Here is a 17,947-nt window from a genome sequence, read left to right as displayed (position 1 = left end):
TTCCCGGCGCCGTCGCCGCCCGCGGGGCCTCGTCCCGCCGGGCCTCGACCGGCCCCTGCCGCCAACCTCCTGCCGTTCATCCGTCACAGATGTACGTGCGAGCCCGCGTTTCGCGTACATCTGTGACGGATGAACAACCAGGGGACGAGGGATGCCGGCGGCCGCGAGCACGGGAACGACCGGGGCCGCCGCGCGCCGTGGTGCGGCATCCACCTCTCCGATCTACCGTGGGGGTGACGGTCGGGGGGACCATGGCACGGATCGGCGGGCGCAACTCGTGGATCGCGGTGCCCGCCGGGATGCTGTGCGCGGGCGTCGTGGCGGCGCTGGTGTGGCTGGCGCTGCCGATGGTCCCGGTGTCGATCGCCTGGATCGGCGACACCCTGCGCAGCGCCACGGCACCGGCTCCGACCCGGACGGCGGCGCCGACTCCCGCTCAGGATGTCGCGGCGGGGGAGCAGGTCGACTGCCGGTCGCTCTATTCGGACGATCTGTGGAACGAGCTGACCTGGCACCCCGGCTCGCTTCTGAACCAGACCCACGCAGAGCCGGCGACGCAGGCGCGGGCCTTCGCCGACGCGGTGAGCGCCGACGTCGTGGTGACGTGCGCGTGGCGGTTCGACACGGGCGGCATCGTGACGACGCTGGCCAGGATCGACGCGGACGCCTCGGCGATCGCCGAGGCGTCCCTCGAAGCGGACGGATTCGCGTGCGCACCCGCCGGTGAGACGCTGGACTGCTCCCGCACGCAGGGCGACGTCGTCGAGGACCACACGCTGCGCGACGGACTGTGGCTCGTCAGCGTCGAGACAGGGTGGCACCCGAAGGCGTTCGGCGCGCGGCTGCAGCGCGAGGTGTTCGGATAGCGGGCCTCAGGGTTCGAGGGCCTCAGGGTTCGAGAGTCTCAGCCGAAGATCGCGTCGACCACGGCCGACGTGTACCCCGTGGGTGCGAGGTTCGAGTACTTGGTGTCGATGAGCACGCCGTCGCGCCAGTACAGGGTCCGACCTGATGTGACGGGGTAGTTCGGGTCCTGCCAGGCCTTCTCGCAGCGGGTGCCGATGTCGGGCGTGTAGCAGGTGAAGCCTTCTTCGTCGGCGAGCTCGTTGAGCTGATCCAGCGCCGGGCCCCGCGACACGTACGTGATCGTGGTGACGAGGCTGGTGGCGTCGGCCGCGGGATCGCCCCACACGCAGATCAGGCTTCCGTCCGGCTGCGTGCCGGAGGCGCCGAACGCGGGGTCGTTGAGCGGGACGCCTTCGAGCTGACCCAGCACGTCGGCGTTCAGGATGGCGCGGCAGTCGGTCGGGATCTCGGCACGTGCGGTCGCCGTCGGGGTGGGCGTCGGCGTCGCCGAGGTGCCCGTCGACGGCGTCGGGGTGAAGGTGAAGCCCCCGTCGGGCTCGCCGTCCGGCGCGCACGCGGTGAGCGCCGTGAGCGCCAGCACCATGGTCCCCACGATCAGTGCAGATCGCGCCGCCGCGGGTCTCGGCGTGCGGGAGTGCGTGGGGCCGGCCGTCGCGGGGCCCAGTCGCGTCGCTGGGGATGCCATCGCCCCAGGCTAGGCGCTCGCCCCGCCGGAGCGCACTGCGCCGCGCGGCGTGAGGCGTCCACGCCGCGCACGGCACGCCTGCGTGGCATGCGCGAGCCCACGGGCTACTGTCGCACTGCGGGGCACCGGCCCCGACGTGAGGAGTGCTGACGATGAGTGACCCCAAGTCGTCCTACGGCGAGCCCGTCGAAGAGCCCGGTGGAGTCGACGACGTCGTCGGCCGCGCGAACGAAGGCCTCGCCGAGGCGGAGGCCGCGGGGCGCGGTGTCGACGCGCCGGCCGCGTCCGGTCCGGACGCCGCGGCCGGTGACGCGACGGCGGACGCCGCCGGCGCGAGCGACGCCGGCGCGGGCGACGCCGACGCCGTCGCGAATGCCGACACCAGCGTCGAGCCCGACTCCGCGGCCGGATCGTCCGCGGAACCCGTCGACGCGTCGGCAGAGGCCCCGGCCGATGCGACGCCCGCAGAGTCCGTCCCGTCCGAGACCGCGGTCGGGACGACGGCGGCGCCTGACGCCGCAGAGCCCGACCCCTGGGATTCGGCGGAGGCGGCATCCCTCGACATCCCCGCAGCGACTCCGGCCGACACCGCCGTGTACGCGTCGCCGGCAGATGATGCGCCGACGGTCGTCGACGCACCCGTCGTCGCGGCACCGGTCGCCGACGCCCCTGTCATCACCCCGAGCGAGCCGGTCGTGGGTGAGGCCGCGGTCGTCGCGGCGGCTCAGCCGATCTTCGTCCAGGCGCCCGAGGCGCCGCGTCCCCGTGGCAACCGCGCCGCGGCCGGAGCGATCGGCCTGCTCGCGGCGCTCGCCTTCGCTGTGCTGTACCTCGCGCTCGGCCTGGGCGTGCGCGCCATCGAGGGTGATGTGACCGGCGACAACATCGGCACCTCGGTCGTCGACGCGCTTCGCACATGGTCGCTGTGGGTGCCGGTCGTGGTGTTCTTCCTCGCGTTCTGGCTGCTCGGGGCGATCATCAACCGCGGCCGCTGGGGAGCCTGGGTGATCTTCGGTCTGCTGGTGGGCGTCGCAGCCTACGGCGGTCACATCCTCGGCGCACTGTTCCAGGCGCCGTTCTGGGAGCTCACCGCCAGCGAAGGCTCCGACCTCGCCGAGAGCGAACTGCTGACCCCGCTCGCGTTCGGCGCCTTCGTGATCGGCCGTGAGCTGACGATCTGGTTCGGCGCCTGGGCTGCGGCGCGCGCGAAGCGCGTGACCGAGCTCAACATCGAGGCGCAGCGCGAGTACGAGCGCACCCTCGAAGCGGGTCCGCAGCTCGTGCGTCCGTAGTCGCTCGGGTCTTGCGCCCGACGAATCCCCGGTCTCGTCGAGACCGGGGATTCGTGTCGAGACGGGGTGCGTCGCCCTCGGGCTCGGCGAGGATCCCCTGTCTCGCGCGCAGACGCCGACGAGTCATGGATGCCGGCGGCCGGCCCCGACCGGCCGGCCCCCGCGCGGGGCGGCCGACGTACCCTGGAAGCATGGCCGCGCAGGGTTCGGCAGGTGCAACAGGAGGGCCGGTGCGCCCGGCGGTCGCCCTCACGTTCGCGACGATCGGCTTCGCTGCGCTCTCGATCTTCGGCCTCGGCATGGTGAGCCTCGCGACCGGTGAGGACGTCATCGCCACCCCGGGTCTCGGCCAGATCCCGGGCGTCGTCGGCATGATCCTCGCGGTGCTCGCGTTCGCAGGCGGCCTGTGGGCCGCGATCGCGAAAGCAGGGGAGAGAGTGGATGCCGCCGGCACGACAGGAGCCGGCGCACGGCAGACCGCCGCGGACTCCGAAGCCGTCGGCGCTTCCACGGGCATCGTGCGTACGTGGCAGCCCTCGTTCTGGGGGGTGGTGTGGACGACGGCCGCCGCCTTCCTCGCCTACATCGGCGGGGTGTTGATCGCCGCGGTCGCCACCGGCACCGACCTGGCGCTCGCGACCGGAGTCGCCGGGCGCCTCGCGACCTCGTGGTTCGGGGCGGTCGTCGCCGGCGCGGCATTCGTGAGCGCGTGGGCCGGGATCGCCCTGGTGCGCACGCGCGCACGTCGGCCGCGGTGGCCGTGGGAGAACCCCGACGAGCCCTGATCCCGGTCGCCCGACCGCTGCTTCCGGCCCCAGCCGCCGGCATCCCTCCCTCCCCCCCCCGCGACCATGCCCCGTCGCACGCGACCATGCCCTCTTGTACGCGACCATGCCCTGTCGCACGCGACCATGCCCTCCTGTGCGCGACCGTGCCCGGCACGGGGCCGGGCATGGTCGGCGGCGGATGGGCATAGTCGGCGACGGAGGGGCATGGTCGGTGGGGATGGGGCGGGGGATTCCGGGGCGGGAAATGGGGGCGGGGGAGGATGCCGCGTACTACCGTTGACCCCGTGGAGCGGTCGCTCGAGACCCAGGTCAGCCAGGCGGTGGACGCCTGGCTCGTGTGGCTGCCGCGCTGGGAGCCGGCCACGCACCGCGGCCGCACGGCCCCCTGCCGACGGTGCTTCGGCTCGCCCGTGCTGTCGGCCGCCGGGCTGGGGGCCGACGTTCCGCACGGCGTGCAGCACGGCCTGTCGACGCGCATGAAGACGATCGTCGACCGCGCCGTCGCCGAGTACACGGCGCTGAACCTTCCCATGCTGCAGGCGGAGCTCGATCAGCAGGCGACCCGCAATCGTGCCCGCAGCTATCGCCCGACCGAGGGGCTCGACCCGGAGTTCGAGGGGCTGCCGCTGGACCCGGACCCGGTACCCGGTGCGCCGTTCCTGTTCACGATCGCCGGCCTCGCCGAAGAGGCCGACGCCGGTGTGCCCGCGCTGCCGCCGCTGAGCGAAGAGGCCAAGGCCGCGCTGCGCCAGGAGGTCGGGCTGGCCGACGACTATGCCAACATGGTCGGCCGCGAGGTCTGCACCATCCTGCTGCACCATCGGCTGCGGATCCAGGCGGCCGTCGCCGAGTACGTCGAGCCGCAGATCGAGGCGATGCTCGCCGATCTGACGCGGTCGCTGGACGCTCCCTTCGACCCGCATGAGCCCGAAGAGTTGGACTGAGTCCAGCAATCTGCGGGTGAGCGTGCGCGCCCACGAGGTACCCGGGTACCCCGTGGCGAGTTCTCAGAGTCGATTTTGTTAGGCTAGCCAGGTTTGTTGCCGCGCCTGGGGCGCGCACGAAGACACAGTCGTTCGGAACGGGAGGTGCGGTGGCCACACGGCTTCCTTCGGCGCCCCCGATCCTTCCCGGTCTCGCCTACATCCGCCCGCTCGGATCCGGGGGTTTCGCCGATGTCTACCTCTACGAGCAGGACATGCCCCGCCGCAACGTCGCGGTCAAGGTCATGCCGAGCGACGTGCGCGATCCCGAGCTGCGGCGCATGTTCAACGCCGAGGCCGATGTGCTCGCGCACCTATCGGCGCACCCCTCGATCGTCACGGTGTACCAGGCCAGCATCTCGGCCGACGGACGGCCCTACATCGTCATGGAGTTCTGCCCCGGCTCGCTGTCGCAGCGGTACCGCGTGGAGCGGATGCCGGTCGACGAGGTGCTGGCGATCGGCGTGCGCATGGCCAGCGCGCTGGAGTCCGCGCACCGTGCCGGTCTGATCCACCGCGACGTCAAGCCGAGCAACATCCTGGTCACGACCTTCGGCACCCCGGTGCTCGCCGACTTCGGCATCTCTGCATCGCTGCAGCGCCGCAGCGGCGGCGAGGTGCTGGCGATGTCGATCCCGTGGAGCGCGCCCGAGGTCGTCGCCGAGCAGACCAGCGGCACCGTGGCGAGCGAGGTCTGGAGCCTCGGGGCCACCGTGTACTCGCTGCTGGCGGGACACAGCCCGTTCGAGCGGCGCGAGCGCGGCCAGAACACCAAAGACCTGCTGCGGCGCCGCATCGCACGCGCCGCGTACGTCGAGATCCCGCGGCACGACGTGCCTGTCTCGCTGCAGTCGGTGCTCGCGACCGCGATGAACCGCGATCCCGCCCAGCGCTACGACTCCGCCCGCGCATTCGGCGAGGCGCTGCGATCGGTGCAGGCCGAGCTCGGGCTGTCGCCCACGCCGCTGGAGATCCCCGACGCGGAGTGGTCGCCGGCATCCGCTCCCGTCGACTTCGCCGACTCGGGTCTGCGCGGCCCCGCCCGCTCGCGGGTCGAACGCGACCTCACGCGCAAGTCGCGCGCCGGCACCGGTGTCGCCGGTCTCGCCCGTGACGAAGACACCGAGATCTCGGCCCCCGCACGTCGTCGCGCCGCCGGCCGCAGCGTGCTGCCGTGGGTGATCGGCATCGGCGCGGGCCTCGTCGTCGGCGCCGGAGCGGTCGTCGTCACGCTCGTGGCCGCAGGGGTGCTGTGATGGCCGCTTCGCGAGGTCCCATGCGCCGGGGCACCCTGTTCGGACTCGTGGCTGCCGGCGCCGTGGTGGCCGCCGTCATCGGCGTGAGCGTCGTCTGGCCCGGGCTCGATGCGCAGGAGACGCCTGACGTCGACACCGCGGTGTGGGCGCTGCAGACCGGCGAAGGCCGCCGCTACGCGCGCGTGAACACCTCGGTGGGCGAACTCGACACCGTCCGCAGCATCAGCAACCCCGACCAGGTGGTGCAGACCGGCGACGGCGCCTACCTGTTCAGCGACAGCTACAGCACCGTGACGCGCATCGACGAATCGATGCCCGCCGATCTCGACGAAGAGGCGCTGGAGACCTCGCAGAAGACCCCGGCCGGCACGACGGAGGTCGTCACGGCGGGGGACTACGCGGCCTACCTCACGGACTCCGGCGCCGTGTACGCGGGTCGGCTCTCCGGCGGTCCCGCCGGCAAGCTCGATCCGTTCCCGTCGGACGACGAGAACGCACCGCAGTACACCGCGGATGCGATCGCGGTCGACGCGCGCGGCATGCTCTTCGCGTACTCGCGGGACGACGGCTCGGTGCTGCGCTACAGCGTCCGCGACGGCGAGGTGCGCGGTCGCGACGCGCTCGACCCCGAGGGCCTCGCGACGCCGGCGATCACGGCGGCCGGCGACACCTGGGCGGTCGTCGACACCGAGGACGGCGACGTGTGGCTGCGCGGGCAGGATGCCGCATCCCGGGCGCCGATGACGAGCACCGTCGTGGTGGGCACCCCTGACGCGCGCGGCACGAGCGTCTACCTGGCGGACGACACGACCCTCGTGCGCGTGCCCGTGGACGGATCGGACATGCAGGTCGAGGTCGGCGGCGGCACCGGCGCCGTGGTCGGCACGCCCGCCCAGCCCGTCAGCCACGACGGCGTGACCTACGCCGCATGGCTCGGCGAGGGCGACGCCGACGGACTGCTGTGGCGTTCCGACGACGGCACCGTGCCGCTCGACTACAACGGCCAGAGCATCGGCGACACCCGACGGCCGGTGTTCGTCGCCAGTAACACCGCCGTCATCCTGAACGAGACCCGTTCGGGGTGGGCCTGGTCGGTCCCCGACGGCGCGCTGATCCCCTCCAGCCAGGACTGGACCCTCGATGACCGCACCGACCCCGACGCGGTGCGCAGCGACGAAGAGCTGCAGGTCGTGCTCGACCCGAAGCCTCCGATCGCCGAGCCGGACGCGTTCGGCGTGCGCGCCGGCGCGCTGGCGACGCTGCCGGTGCTGCTCAACGACCACGATCCGAACGAGGACGTGCTGACGATCGACCCGGCATCCGTGAACGGGCTCGACCCGGCCTTCGGCACGGTGTCGGTCACCGACGACGGTCAGCGCTTCGCCGTGCAGGTCGCGCCCGACGCGAGCGGGTCGGCGACCTTCTCGTACGGGGTGACCGACGGGACCGCGGAGGGCGGATTGAACTCCGAGCCCACCACGGTGACGCTGAACGTGGCCGGCCCCGGTGCCGAGTCCGCGCCGGAGTGGTGCGGCGTCGAGCGCTGCCTCGTGGAGTGGCCGCAGCCCGAGGTCGCCCTCGGCGGAACGGTCACGGTGCCGGTGCTGAACGGGTGGGTCGACCCCGAGGGCGACCCGCTGCTGCTGCTGTCGGTCGACAACCCCTCCGGTGTCGGCAGCGTCGCATCGACACCGGGCGGCGATGTCGTGTACCAGCACAGCGATGACGGCCAGACCGGCGATCAGACGATCGAGCTGGCGGTGACGGTCGCCGACACGCAGGGTCAGACGACTGTCAAGGCGCTCGTGGTGAAGGTCTCGTCGCAGCCGAAGCTCGCCGTGCAGTCGTTCGCCGTGACCGACACGGTCGCGTCGAGCCTGACCGTCGATGTCGCAGAGCACGTGACCGGCACGGCGGGCACGCTGTCGCTGGACTCGGTCCGCGTGCTCGACGACGCGGCGGCGACCGCGACCGTGGTCGGCGGCTCGACCTCGTTCGACTTCACCGCGAAGGATCCCGGCACCTACCGGGTCGACTTCACCGTCACCGACGGCACCAGCGAGGCCAACGGCACCGCGCGGATCACGCTGCTGCCCGCCGACGCCCCCGCTCAGCTGGCCACGTCGCCCGTGGTCGCGTTCGTCCACCCGCGCGAGGACGTGACGCTCGAGGTGTTCGACGCGGTCTCGAACCCGACCCGCCGCGTGCTGCTGCTGAGCGACGTGATCGCCCGCGCCGACGAGGGCGCGACGCTGTCGGTCGACGCCGTGGGCCAGAACCACCTGCGCGTGTCGGGCACCACGGCCGACGGCAGTCCCGGCCGCCTCGGCACGGTCACCTACCTCGTCAGCGACGGCACCGAGGATGCCGGTTCCCGTGTCCAGGGGCAGGCCACGGTGTACCTGCTGCCGCCCGCACCCGAGCTGGCGCCGATCGCGGTCGACGACACCATCGTGGTGCGTGCCGGAGCCCAGATCGACATCCCCGTCCTCGACAACGACATCTCGCCGGCCGGCGGGCGTCCGACGCTCAACCCCGCGTCGGTGGTCTCGTCGACGCCCGACGCGCTGGCCTTCGCCTCCGGCGAGGTGCTGCGCTACCTCGCCCCCAGCGAGCCGGGCGAGTACGGCGTCGAGTACTCCGTGTTCACCACGGGCTCCCCGTCGCTCGCCGACACCGCGACGGTCCGCGTGCAGGTCATCGACGACGACGCGAACCGCGCCCCGACCGCCGACACGATGGAGGGCCGCGTGCTCAGCGGCCAGTCCGCGCAGATCGACTTCGACGGCTTCGGCATGGACCCGGACGGCGATGTCGTGACGCTGGACAGCATCGTCGAGCAGCCGCAGCGTGGTGCCGCCACGATCGCCGCGGACGGGGCATCCATCCTGTACTCGAGCGTTCCGGGCGACAAGGGGCAGGTCTCGTTCCGCTACCGCGTCGTGGACTCGTTCGGCGAGAGCGCCGAGGGCACGGTCCGCGTCGGCGTGCTCGACAGCGAGGCCAACCCGAGCCCGATCACGTACACGGACTACGTGCAGGTGCAGGCCGGTGAAGACAGCACGATCCGCGTGAGCCCGCTGTCGAACGACGTCGATCCGACGATGGGTGCGCTGAAGATCACCGACATCCGTCCGGACGTCCCGACGTCGCTGATGGACGGCAGCGAGAACCCCGACTACGCCCGGCTGAACGAGCAGGTGCTCGACATCGACGACGCCACCGTCGTCATCGCGGCGGGTTCGGAGCCGACCACCATGTCGTTCCTGTACGACGTCGAATCGACGTCGGGCAACACCGGCCGCGGGCTCATCGTGGTGAGGGTCGTGCGCGAGAACGTGCCGGACTTCCCGGTGGTCGCCGACACGAATCTCACGGTCGAGACGCGAGACGACTTCCCGCGCGGCGTCGACGTCCTCGAAGATAAGGTGACGTGGTCGGGCGGTGACGTCGCCGATCTGACGCTGTCGCTGTGGGGTGAGCCCGACGGCGTGACGGTGGAGGGCTCGAAGCTGCGTGGCGAACTGCCGCCGAAGACCAGGCTGATCCCGTTCGCGGTGACGGGAACCAACGCCTCCGGCGACGAGGTGACGTCTTACGGCTTCCTGCGCGTGCCCGGAGACGACGACCTGGCACTGACGCTGCGCGCGGAGGCCACGACCCCGACGGTGACCGAGCAGGAATCGGTCTCGTTCGACATGACGGACCTCGTGGCGCGCCCGAAGGGCACGAGCATCGAGCTCGGCGCGGATCTGAAGGCGTCCGGTGCGCGTGCCGAAGCGACGTGCTCGCTGGAGTCGGGCACGACGGTGCGCTACGACGCGGGCACGGGCGCGCCGTGGGTGGACGCCTGTCAGGTGCCGGTGCGCCTGGAGGGCAAGACGGACTGGACATATCTGTCGGTCCCCGTCACCGTCACCCCGCGCGACCCGCAGCCGGAACTGCACCCCGCGTCGATCACGGTCGGCCCGGGCGAGACGACGACGTACGACCTGAAGACGATGACCACGTGGCAGCTGCGCGCCGACTGGGAGGGCATCGTCTACACGACGGAGTATGCCGGCGGCGCCTTCGAGGTCTCGCAGGACGGCTCCACGCTGACGGTGACGGGCACCGATCGTGCCGTCCCGGGCTCGGAAGAGGTCGTCATCGTCTCGGTCACGAGCCACACCGCCGTGGCGCCCGCCCGTCTGATCCTGCGCGTGGGGGCGGCGCCGTCGACCCTGCCGCAGGGCGGTTCGGTGACGCAGCAGTGCACGCAGTCGTCGGGTTCGTCGTGCACCTTCACCGTGATCGGCCTGGCCGACGAGGTCAACCCGCTGCCGAAGACGCCGCTCGAGCTCGTCGAGGTGCGCCCGACCGGATCGTGCGCGGGCGTCGGCTTCCAGGTGGCATCGGCGACGGCCGTCACGGCGACGTGGACGGGCGACGCCCCGGGCGCGACCTGCACGGCGGCGTTCTCGGTGCGCGATGCGCAGGGACGCGTGACGAGCTCGGAGCGCGACGGCCGGGTGCTGCTCGACCTGCTGGGCTACCCGAAGACGCCGGCGAGCGTCGTGCAGTCCTCGTACGCGAACGGCACCGTCACGCTGCGCGTCGACCCGGGAGAGTCGCGGCTGGCCTACCCGGCGCTGACCGGCTTCGTGATCCGCGTCGACGGCAAGGACGTCGCCGAGTGCAAGGCCGATGGGTCGTGCCCGCCGATCGAGGCCCCCAACGGCGAGCAGCGCACCTACGAGGCGTGGGCGGTGAACTCGGTCGGCGAGTCCAAAGGCAGCGTGCGCACGGTGGCCTGGGCATACGACACGCCGCCGGCGCCCACGGACGTGACGGCGGCACCCGTCGTCACCGGCGACGGCCGCGGCGAGGTCGTCTCCCTCTCGATCAAGGGCATCGACACGGCGTCGACCGGCAGCCTCGAGATCCGCAGCGAGACCGGCGAGACGGTCCGGGTGCCGGTCAACGGCAACCGCAACACCGTCGACGTGCCCTCCTACCGCATCGGCACGAACCGGGCGACGATCGTCACGATCACGCCGTACTCGCGCTTCGAGATCCCGGCGGGGCTGGCCGGTGTCGCGTCGGGCGGCACGGTCACGGTCACGACGAATGGCGTCGGCGAGCCGCAGTCGCCGAGCCTGACGCTGACCTCGAAATCGAGCGGTGACGGCAAGTCCACCATCACCGCGACCGGGACGGCGGTCGCCAACGGCGACGGCTCGAAGCTGCGCTACGGCTTCGTGCCGGAGGGTCAGCGGTGCGTCGCCGACAGCGGGCCGTCGAAGACCTTCACCGTCGACGACGGCACCGAGTACTCGTACCGCATGTGCGTCGAGTCGGTGTGGGGCGAACGGTCGTACGGCCGTGCCGAAGACAGCGAGACCGTGCAGGCGCGTCAGTCCGGCGATGCGCCGACCGGCTGGACTTTCGTGGTGGACGGCACGCCGAACGTGAGCGAGGGTCACGCCGAGTGGATCATCCGCAGCGCCCCCACGTCGAAAGAGAAGGTGCCGAACAACAACCACGTCGAGTTCTCGGGGTGGAACGGCAGCACGACCGTGATCGGCAGCGATCCCGGCATCCAGGTGCGCTACGTGCACGACCGGTGGCCCATCGCGACGGACTGGTCGGCCGTGACGCCGAAGTCGGGCAGCGCGCCGTACCAGGTGCAGGCGACGTGGGGCATCACATCGTGCGTGGGCGGAGGCACGCTCACCGCGGCGGGACAGTCCACCGACTCGAAGGCGGACATCACGTTCGACTACTCCGCGGCGCGCTACTTCAGCAAGCGCGGCAAGGACATCACCGACACGGCGAACCGCACGACGGTTCCGGCCGGCGCGGCCTCCGTCACCGGCGTGCGGGTGACCGTGGACTGGAGTGGCCAGGACTGGGGGCTCTCCCGGGTCCGGAGCGCCGAACTCGCGCAGGCGTCGTGCTCGTCCGTCGAGCCGTTGCCGACCGGCGTCGTCGCCGGCGACCCGGGGCACTTCGTCTCGGACTTCGACCGGATTCCCTACGACCTCAACGAACTGCGCAGCATGGGTTCGCTCGGCCAGACCGCTGCCTGGACACCGGGACAGTATGTGAACCTCGGCAACTACAGCAAGGCGTACTGGGACGGTGGCGAGTGGCAGCGCGGCGAAGCGCCCGAGCCGCTGCCGACGGGTGTCGTGGCCGGAAAACCGGGACACTTCATCTCGGATTACGACCGGATCCCGGACAACCTCGACCAGTTACGAGGTATGGGCGCGCTCGGGCAGACCACGATCTGGGACAAGGGTGAGTACGTGGTGCTGGGCAACTGGGACACCGCGTACTGGGACGGCGCTGCCTGGGTGCGAGGCCGCTCACCCGGCGCCCCCGACCCCGAGCCGACGCCGGACCCCACCCCCTGACCCGGCCCACCGCACCCCGGCCGCCGGCATCCACCCTCCCCACACGAACACCGCACAACCCCCACACCAGAGGAACCACACGACATGACCATCACGCAGGAGCAGGCCGACTGGTTCGCGCAGACGTTCCGGCAGATCGCCGACAACGTCGAGCGCGCGGTGCTCGGCAAGCGTCACGTCGTCGAGCTCGTGCTGACCGCGATGCTGAGCGACGGGCACGTGCTGCTGGAGGACGTCCCCGGAACGGGCAAGACGTCGCTCGCCCGCGCCATGGGCCAGTCGGTGCAGGGGACGAACACGCGCATCCAGTTCACGCCCGACCTGCTGCCGTCCGACATCACGGGCCTCAGCGTCTACGACCAGAAGGAGGGCGTGTTCGAGTTCCACGCGGGCCCGATCTTCGCCAACATCGTGTTGGCCGACGAGATCAACCGTGCGAGCCCGAAGACGCAGTCCGCGCTCCTGGAGGTCATGGAAGAGGGGCGCGTCACGATCGACGGCGTCTCGCGGCCGGTCGGCGTGCCGTTCCTCGTGCTGGCGACGCAGAACCCCGTCGAGCAGGCCGGCACCTACCGGCTGCCCGAGGCGCAGCTGGACCGCTTCATGATGCGCACCTCGCTCGGCTACCCCGACCACGCCGCGACCGTCCGGATCCTCGACGGCGCCGCGGTCGCGACCGCCGAGCTCACGCCGATCATCACGCCGCAGGCCCTCGTCGGCATGGCGGATCTCGGCGCGCAGGTGTACGTCGACGCGCTCGTTCTGGACTACATCGCGCGCCTGGTCGACAGCACCCGCACCGCCGACGAGGTGCGCCTGGGCGTCAGCATCCGCGGCGCCCTCGCGCTCACCCGCGCCGCCCGCACGCGCGCCGCGTCGCAGGGCCGCACCTACGCGACACCCGACGACGTCAAGGCGCTCGCGGTGCCGGTGCTCTCGCACCGCCTGATCCTGCACCCCGAGGCCGAGTTCGACGGCGTCACGCAAGAGACCGTCGTCGGCCAGGTGCTGCTCGACGTCGCCCCGCCCTCACGCCGCGAGACCGCATGACCCTCGAAGAGTCGCGGCTCACCCGCACCGTCCACTCCACCGGCACCGCCGGTCGCACCGGCGCGTCCGGGCGCACGCACGTCACCTCGACGAGCACCGCGTTCGGCAGCACCGGCCGGTCGCGGCGGTCGCGCGCGTTCGTGCGCGCCGCCGTGTGGTGGACGGGTGTGTGGCGTGCCGCCGGCTCGGGCGTGCGCACGGCGGCCGAATGGGCGAGCGAGACGATCCGCCCCGCCGGCGTGCTGGTGGCGTTCGCGGCGACCGTGGGCCTCGTGCTGGGGATGCTGTTCGGCTGGGTGGAGTGGATGGTCGCGGGGGCGGCATCCCTCGTCCTCCTCGTGGCGGCGATCCCGTTCCTGTTCGGGGCGCGCTCGTACGACGTGGACCTGACGCTCACGCACGAGCGGGTCGTCGCCGGTGATGACGTCGCCGGCGAGATCGTGGTGCGCAACGACGGTCACCGGCTGTCGCTGCCGGGGCGCATCGACATCCCCGTGGGTGACGGACTGGTGGAGTTCGGCGTGCCGCTGCTGCGGCCGGGGCACCACATCGCGCAGCCGCTGGAGATCCCGGGCCTGCGCCGCGGGATCGTGACCGTGGGTCCGGCGACGACGGTGCGCAGCGATCCGATCGGGCTGCTGCACCGCGAGCGTGCGTTCGAAGACATCCACGAGCTGTACGTGCATCCGCGCACCACGTCGCTGCCCTCGACGAGCGCGGGCCTCATCCGCGACCTCGAAGGCAGCCCGACGCGACGTCTCGTCGACGCCGACATGTCTTTCCACGCGATCCGCGAGTACGCGCCGGGCGATTCGCGCCGGCAGATCCACTGGAAGTCGACCGCCAAGACCGGCCGGCTGATGGTGCGCCAGTACGAGGAGTCCCGCCGCTCGCGCATGGCCGTGGTGCTGGGCGTGGCCACGGCCGAGTACGCCGACGCGGACGAGTTCGAACTGGCCGTCTCGTGCGCCGCGTCGCTCGGCCTGCGCGCCGTGCACGACGCCCGTGACGTGCAGATCGTGGTGGGCTCCGAGATCCCGCGGGTGGTGCGCGGCCGCCTGCGCGCCATCCGTCACATCCCGTCGGCGGCGCCGCGTCCCATGCTCGACGGGTTCAGCGGCGTCGACATGCTCGAGAGCACGATGCCCGTCGGCGACGTGTGCCGCCTCACGGCCGAGTCGGGCGAGCGTCTGTCGATCGCGTTCGTCGTGGTGGGGTCGCGCGTGCCGCTCACGCGCCTGCAGCAGGCGGCGCTCGCGTTCCCGGCCGGCACCGAGGTCGTCGGGCTCATCTGCGACGAGCGCGCGCACCCGCGCATGCAGCCGGTGTCGGGCATGACCGTCCTGACCGTCGGCACGCTCGAAGACCTGGCCGGTCTGCTGCTGAGAGGGGCGACCTCGTGAGCGGCGCGATCCCGGTGGTCGGATCGGTGGATGCCGGGCGTCCGACGACAGGTCCGGTCAAGGCCGAGCGCCCCGGGCCCTTCGTTCCGCGCATCGCCGCCGGGGTCGCCTTCGCGGTGCTGATCGTCGTGGTGGCAGCGGTGGCGGCCTGGCCGATCTACCGATCCATGAGCTTCCTGGTGCTCGTCGTGGCGGGCTCGCTCCTCGGCGGCGGCATCGCCGCGGTCGCGTGGTGGCGGCGGTGGAACGCCGCGATCGTCGCCGGCACGATCGCCGTGACCCTGCTGCTGGTCGGCGTACCGCTCGCGGTGCCGTCGCGGCTGGGGGCGGTGCCCGAGCTGCTGCGCGGACTGGTCGAGCTCGGCAACGGCCTCGTGTTCGGCTGGAAGGACCTCATCACCGTCGAGCTGCCCGTCGGCTCGTACCGCAACCTGCTCGTGCCCGCCCTCGTGGTGTTCCTTCTCGGCACGTGCCTCGTGCTGCTGCTCGCGTGGCGCGACGACTCCGGGGCGCTCCTGTCGGTGCCGGTGGCGTTGGTCATGGTGTCGTTCGGCCTCTTCTTCGGACGCACGTCGGTGAGCGCGCCGTGGCACATCGGCCCGGTCACGCTGTACGCGCCGGTCGAGACCGCGATCGGCATCGCGGGGCTCCTCGCGTGCCTGCTGTGGCTGGCATGGCGTACCCACGACCAGCGCATCCGCGCACTGCAGCGGGCGGCGGCATCCAGCGGGGTCCGCATCTCGCGCAAGCCGACCGGCGCCGACCGGCGCCGCACCGTGCTCGGCACCGGAATGGTCGCGGGCGCCCTCGTGATCGCCGTCGCCGTCGTGCCGTACGCCGCCCGTGGGGCGGACCGCGACGTGCTGCGCTCGGCCGTCGGGCCCGACATCGACCTGTCGGCCGAGGTGAGCCCGCTCGCCCAGTATCGTTCGCTGTTCGCCGACGACCGCGCCGCCGATGTGCTCTTCACCGTCGAGGCGGCGTCGGGCACGCTGCCCGAGCGCGTGCGCATCGCAACGCTCGACGCGTACGACGGCGAGGTGTTCCGCTCGGGCGGCGAGGGCGCCGTCGACGCCGGCCGCTTCGTCCGTGTGCCGTCGACGCTCGACGCGGGTGCGGGCGACGAGATCGCGCTGCGGGTCGAGATCGGCACGTGGGACGAGATCTGGATGCCGACGGCCGGCCGCCTGCAGTCGGTCGACTTCTCGGGCGACCGGTCGGCCTCGCTCGCCGATCGCTTCTACTACAACGCCGCCGCGGCCGCCGGTGTGCAGACCGCGGGAGGCGGCCTCGCGGCCGGCGACTCGTATGTCGTGCACGCGGTCGCGCCCGCGTCCGGAGACCTCGAGGACCTCAAGGCGCCCGGGGGCACGGGCGGCGTGGCGGCACCCGACAGCCTGCGTGCGTGGATGGACGCGCACGCGTCCGGGTCCGGCGGTGCGGAGCTTGCCGGCCTGGTGAAGCTGCTGCGCGAGCGCGGCTACCTCAGCCATGGGCTCACCGAGGGCGAGTCGACGCCGGCGTGGGCGGAGTCCCTCGGCGACTACGCCTTCCAGCCCAGCGCGTCCGGCCACTCGCTGGCCCGCATCGACACGATGTTCACGCGGCTGCTGGAGCGCGAGAGCGATCCGCGTGCGGAAGCATCCGGCAACTATGTGGCGGCCGTCGGCGACGATGAGCAGTTCGCCGTCGCGGTGGCGCTGATGGCGCGCGAGATCGGCTTCCCGTCGCGCGTCGTGCTCGGCGCGCGGCTGGCGACCGCCGACCCCGGCCTGTCGACGTGCGACGACGGCGCCTGCCGCGCCGAGGATCTCACCGCGTGGACCGAGGTGCAGTCCGCCGGCGGCGACTGGGTCGCGATCGACGCCACGCCCCAGTACACGCAGAGCCCCAGCCTCGACGTGACCGAGCAGCGCGACCCCGAGAACGTGACCGAGGTGCGACCGGACTCGGTGCACGAGGTCGTGCCGCCCGACCCGACGCAGGAGGATTCCGGCTCGGACGCGGTCGATGACCCGCAGGCGGCCGTCGACCTCGCCTGGCTCTGGCCGATCCTGCGCGTCGGCGGCATCGCGCTGCTCCTGCTCGCGCTCGCGTTCGGGCCGTTCCTCGCCATCATCTGGACGAAGGCGGGGCGGCGACGCCGGCGCCGGCGTGCGGGTGCACCGGCCGACCGGGTCGCCGGCGGCTGGGACGAGTACGTCGACGCGGCGGTGGATGCCGGCCGCACGGCGGTGCCGGCAGCCACGCGCAGCGAGCTCGCCGCGGCCTTCGCGACGCCCGCCGGTGCGGACCTCGCACGCGACGCGGACCGGGCCGTGTTCTCGCCGGCGGCGATGTCGGGCGAGGACGCCGAGGCCTACTGGCGCGCGATCGACGCCGAGCGCCGAGAACTGCGCCGTGAGAACGGGTTCTGGCGCGGAGCCCGTGCGACCGTATCGTTGAGATCGTTGCTCCGCCCGCTGAGGTCCGAATCCGGTTCGCGCACCCGATTCGCCGAGAAGGCCCGACTTGCCGAAAGGGGGAGACGACGGGCTGAGCCCGTGCGTCCCACGCCATGAACGCCACCGATCCCACCGCCGCCCTCGTCGGGTCGCTGATCAGTCTGCTGCTGTCCGCGGCCGTCTACGTCTGGATCGCGCTCGCGCTGTCCGCGGTGTTCCGCAAGTCCGGCGTCGAGTCGTGGAAGGCCTGGGTGCCGATCCTGAACGCCGTCGTCGTGCTGCAGCTCGCGGGCATGTCGGGCTGGTGGCTGCTGCTCGCGTTCTTCCCCGTGCTCGGCGCGATCGCGCTGGTCGTGGTGTTCGTGTTCGCCGTCTACCGCGTCAGCGTCGCCTTCGGCTACGGCACCGGCATGACCGTGCTGGGTGTGCTGGCGTTCCCGGTCTGGGCCTCGGTGATCGGCTGGGGGAGTGCGCGCTGGGTCGGACGAGAAGTGGATGCCGCATCCCGGCGTGCCGCCGAGGCCGCGGCCGGTCTGCCGCCGCTGCCCCCGTTCCCGACCCCTGTCGCGCGTTCGGGTGCGCCTGCGGCGTTCCCCGCCCCGGTCGCGACGGACCCCAGCGTGAGCGGCTTCGCGCCGCCGCCGGCGTACACGCCTCCCGCGGCGGCTCCGGCCGCCGCGCCGGCCGAGCCGGCAGCTCCTGCCGTTCCGTCGACGACCCCGGCCGCCGCCCCCGTGACCCCGGCCGCCGCCCCCGTGGCCCCGGCGCCGGCACCCGCCTC

General features: G+C 72.4%; 11 protein-coding genes. 10 read left to right on the top strand and 1 reads right to left on the bottom strand.

What is annotated here, in order from left to right; genetic code table 11:
* Positions 1-251 precede the first annotated feature (251 nt).
* Positions 252-866, top strand: coding sequence for a hypothetical protein (locus IF188_RS15580; protein WP_191172727.1), 615 nt, complete (start codon positions 252-254; stop codon positions 864-866).
* 38 nt (positions 867-904) lie between these two features.
* On the opposite strand, the gene IF188_RS15575 is transcribed toward IF188_RS15580, so the two are convergent.
* Positions 905-1,552, bottom strand: a complete 648-nt coding sequence (locus IF188_RS15575) for a hypothetical protein (protein ID WP_224751981.1) — start codon at positions 1,550-1,552, stop codon at positions 905-907.
* Positions 1,553-1,704: 152 nt separating this feature from the next.
* Between IF188_RS15575 and IF188_RS15570 the strand changes: the two genes are divergently transcribed.
* From IF188_RS15570 to IF188_RS15530, 9 genes are all read left to right on the top strand, one after another.
* Complete coding sequence (locus IF188_RS15570; protein ID WP_191172726.1) at positions 1,705-2,844, top strand: ABC transporter; 1,140 nt, start codon at positions 1,705-1,707, stop codon at positions 2,842-2,844.
* A 191-nt stretch (positions 2,845-3,035) separates the two neighbouring features.
* A complete protein-coding gene (locus tag IF188_RS15565; protein ID WP_191172725.1) occupies positions 3,036-3,629 on the top strand; it encodes a hypothetical protein in 594 nt (197 codons plus the stop codon).
* Between the two features lie 287 nt (positions 3,630-3,916).
* A complete protein-coding gene (locus tag IF188_RS15560) occupies positions 3,917-4,576 on the top strand; it encodes a spermidine/putrescine ABC transporter substrate-binding protein (RefSeq protein ID WP_191172724.1) in 660 nt (219 codons plus the stop codon).
* A 149-nt stretch (positions 4,577-4,725) separates the two neighbouring features.
* On the top strand, positions 4,726-5,871 hold the full coding sequence (locus tag IF188_RS15555) for a serine/threonine-protein kinase (protein WP_191172723.1): 1,146 nt from the start codon (positions 4,726-4,728) through the stop codon (positions 5,869-5,871).
* Between the two features lie 20 nt (positions 5,872-5,891).
* Positions 5,892-12,269, top strand: a complete 6,378-nt coding sequence (locus tag IF188_RS15550) for an Ig-like domain-containing protein (RefSeq protein WP_224751980.1) — start codon at positions 5,892-5,894, stop codon at positions 12,267-12,269.
* 84 nt (positions 12,270-12,353) lie between these two features.
* Positions 12,354-13,319, top strand: coding sequence for an AAA family ATPase (locus IF188_RS15545; RefSeq protein ID WP_191172722.1), 966 nt, complete (start codon positions 12,354-12,356; stop codon positions 13,317-13,319).
* The gene (locus IF188_RS15540) at positions 13,316-14,722 is read left to right on the top strand and encodes a DUF58 domain-containing protein (RefSeq protein WP_191172721.1); all 1,407 of its coding nucleotides are present in this window, start codon (positions 13,316-13,318) and stop codon (positions 14,720-14,722) included. Before IF188_RS15545 ends, IF188_RS15540 begins: the two co-directional genes overlap by 4 nt.
* A complete protein-coding gene (locus IF188_RS20610) occupies positions 14,719-17,283 on the top strand; it encodes a transglutaminase domain-containing protein (RefSeq protein WP_191172720.1) in 2,565 nt (854 codons plus the stop codon). The genes IF188_RS15540 and IF188_RS20610 overlap by 4 nt, the downstream gene beginning before the upstream one ends.
* A partial coding sequence (locus IF188_RS15530; protein WP_224751979.1) for a DUF5684 domain-containing protein occupies positions 17,280-17,947 on the top strand: 668 nt, incomplete at its 3' end. The genes IF188_RS20610 and IF188_RS15530, both read left to right, overlap by 4 nt.

The sequence above is a fragment of the Microbacterium helvum genome (assembly GCF_014779795.1).
GTDB classification, from domain to species: domain Bacteria; phylum Actinomycetota; class Actinomycetes; order Actinomycetales; family Microbacteriaceae; genus Microbacterium; species Microbacterium helvum.
This window is presented reverse-complemented; position numbering and strand designations above follow the sequence as displayed.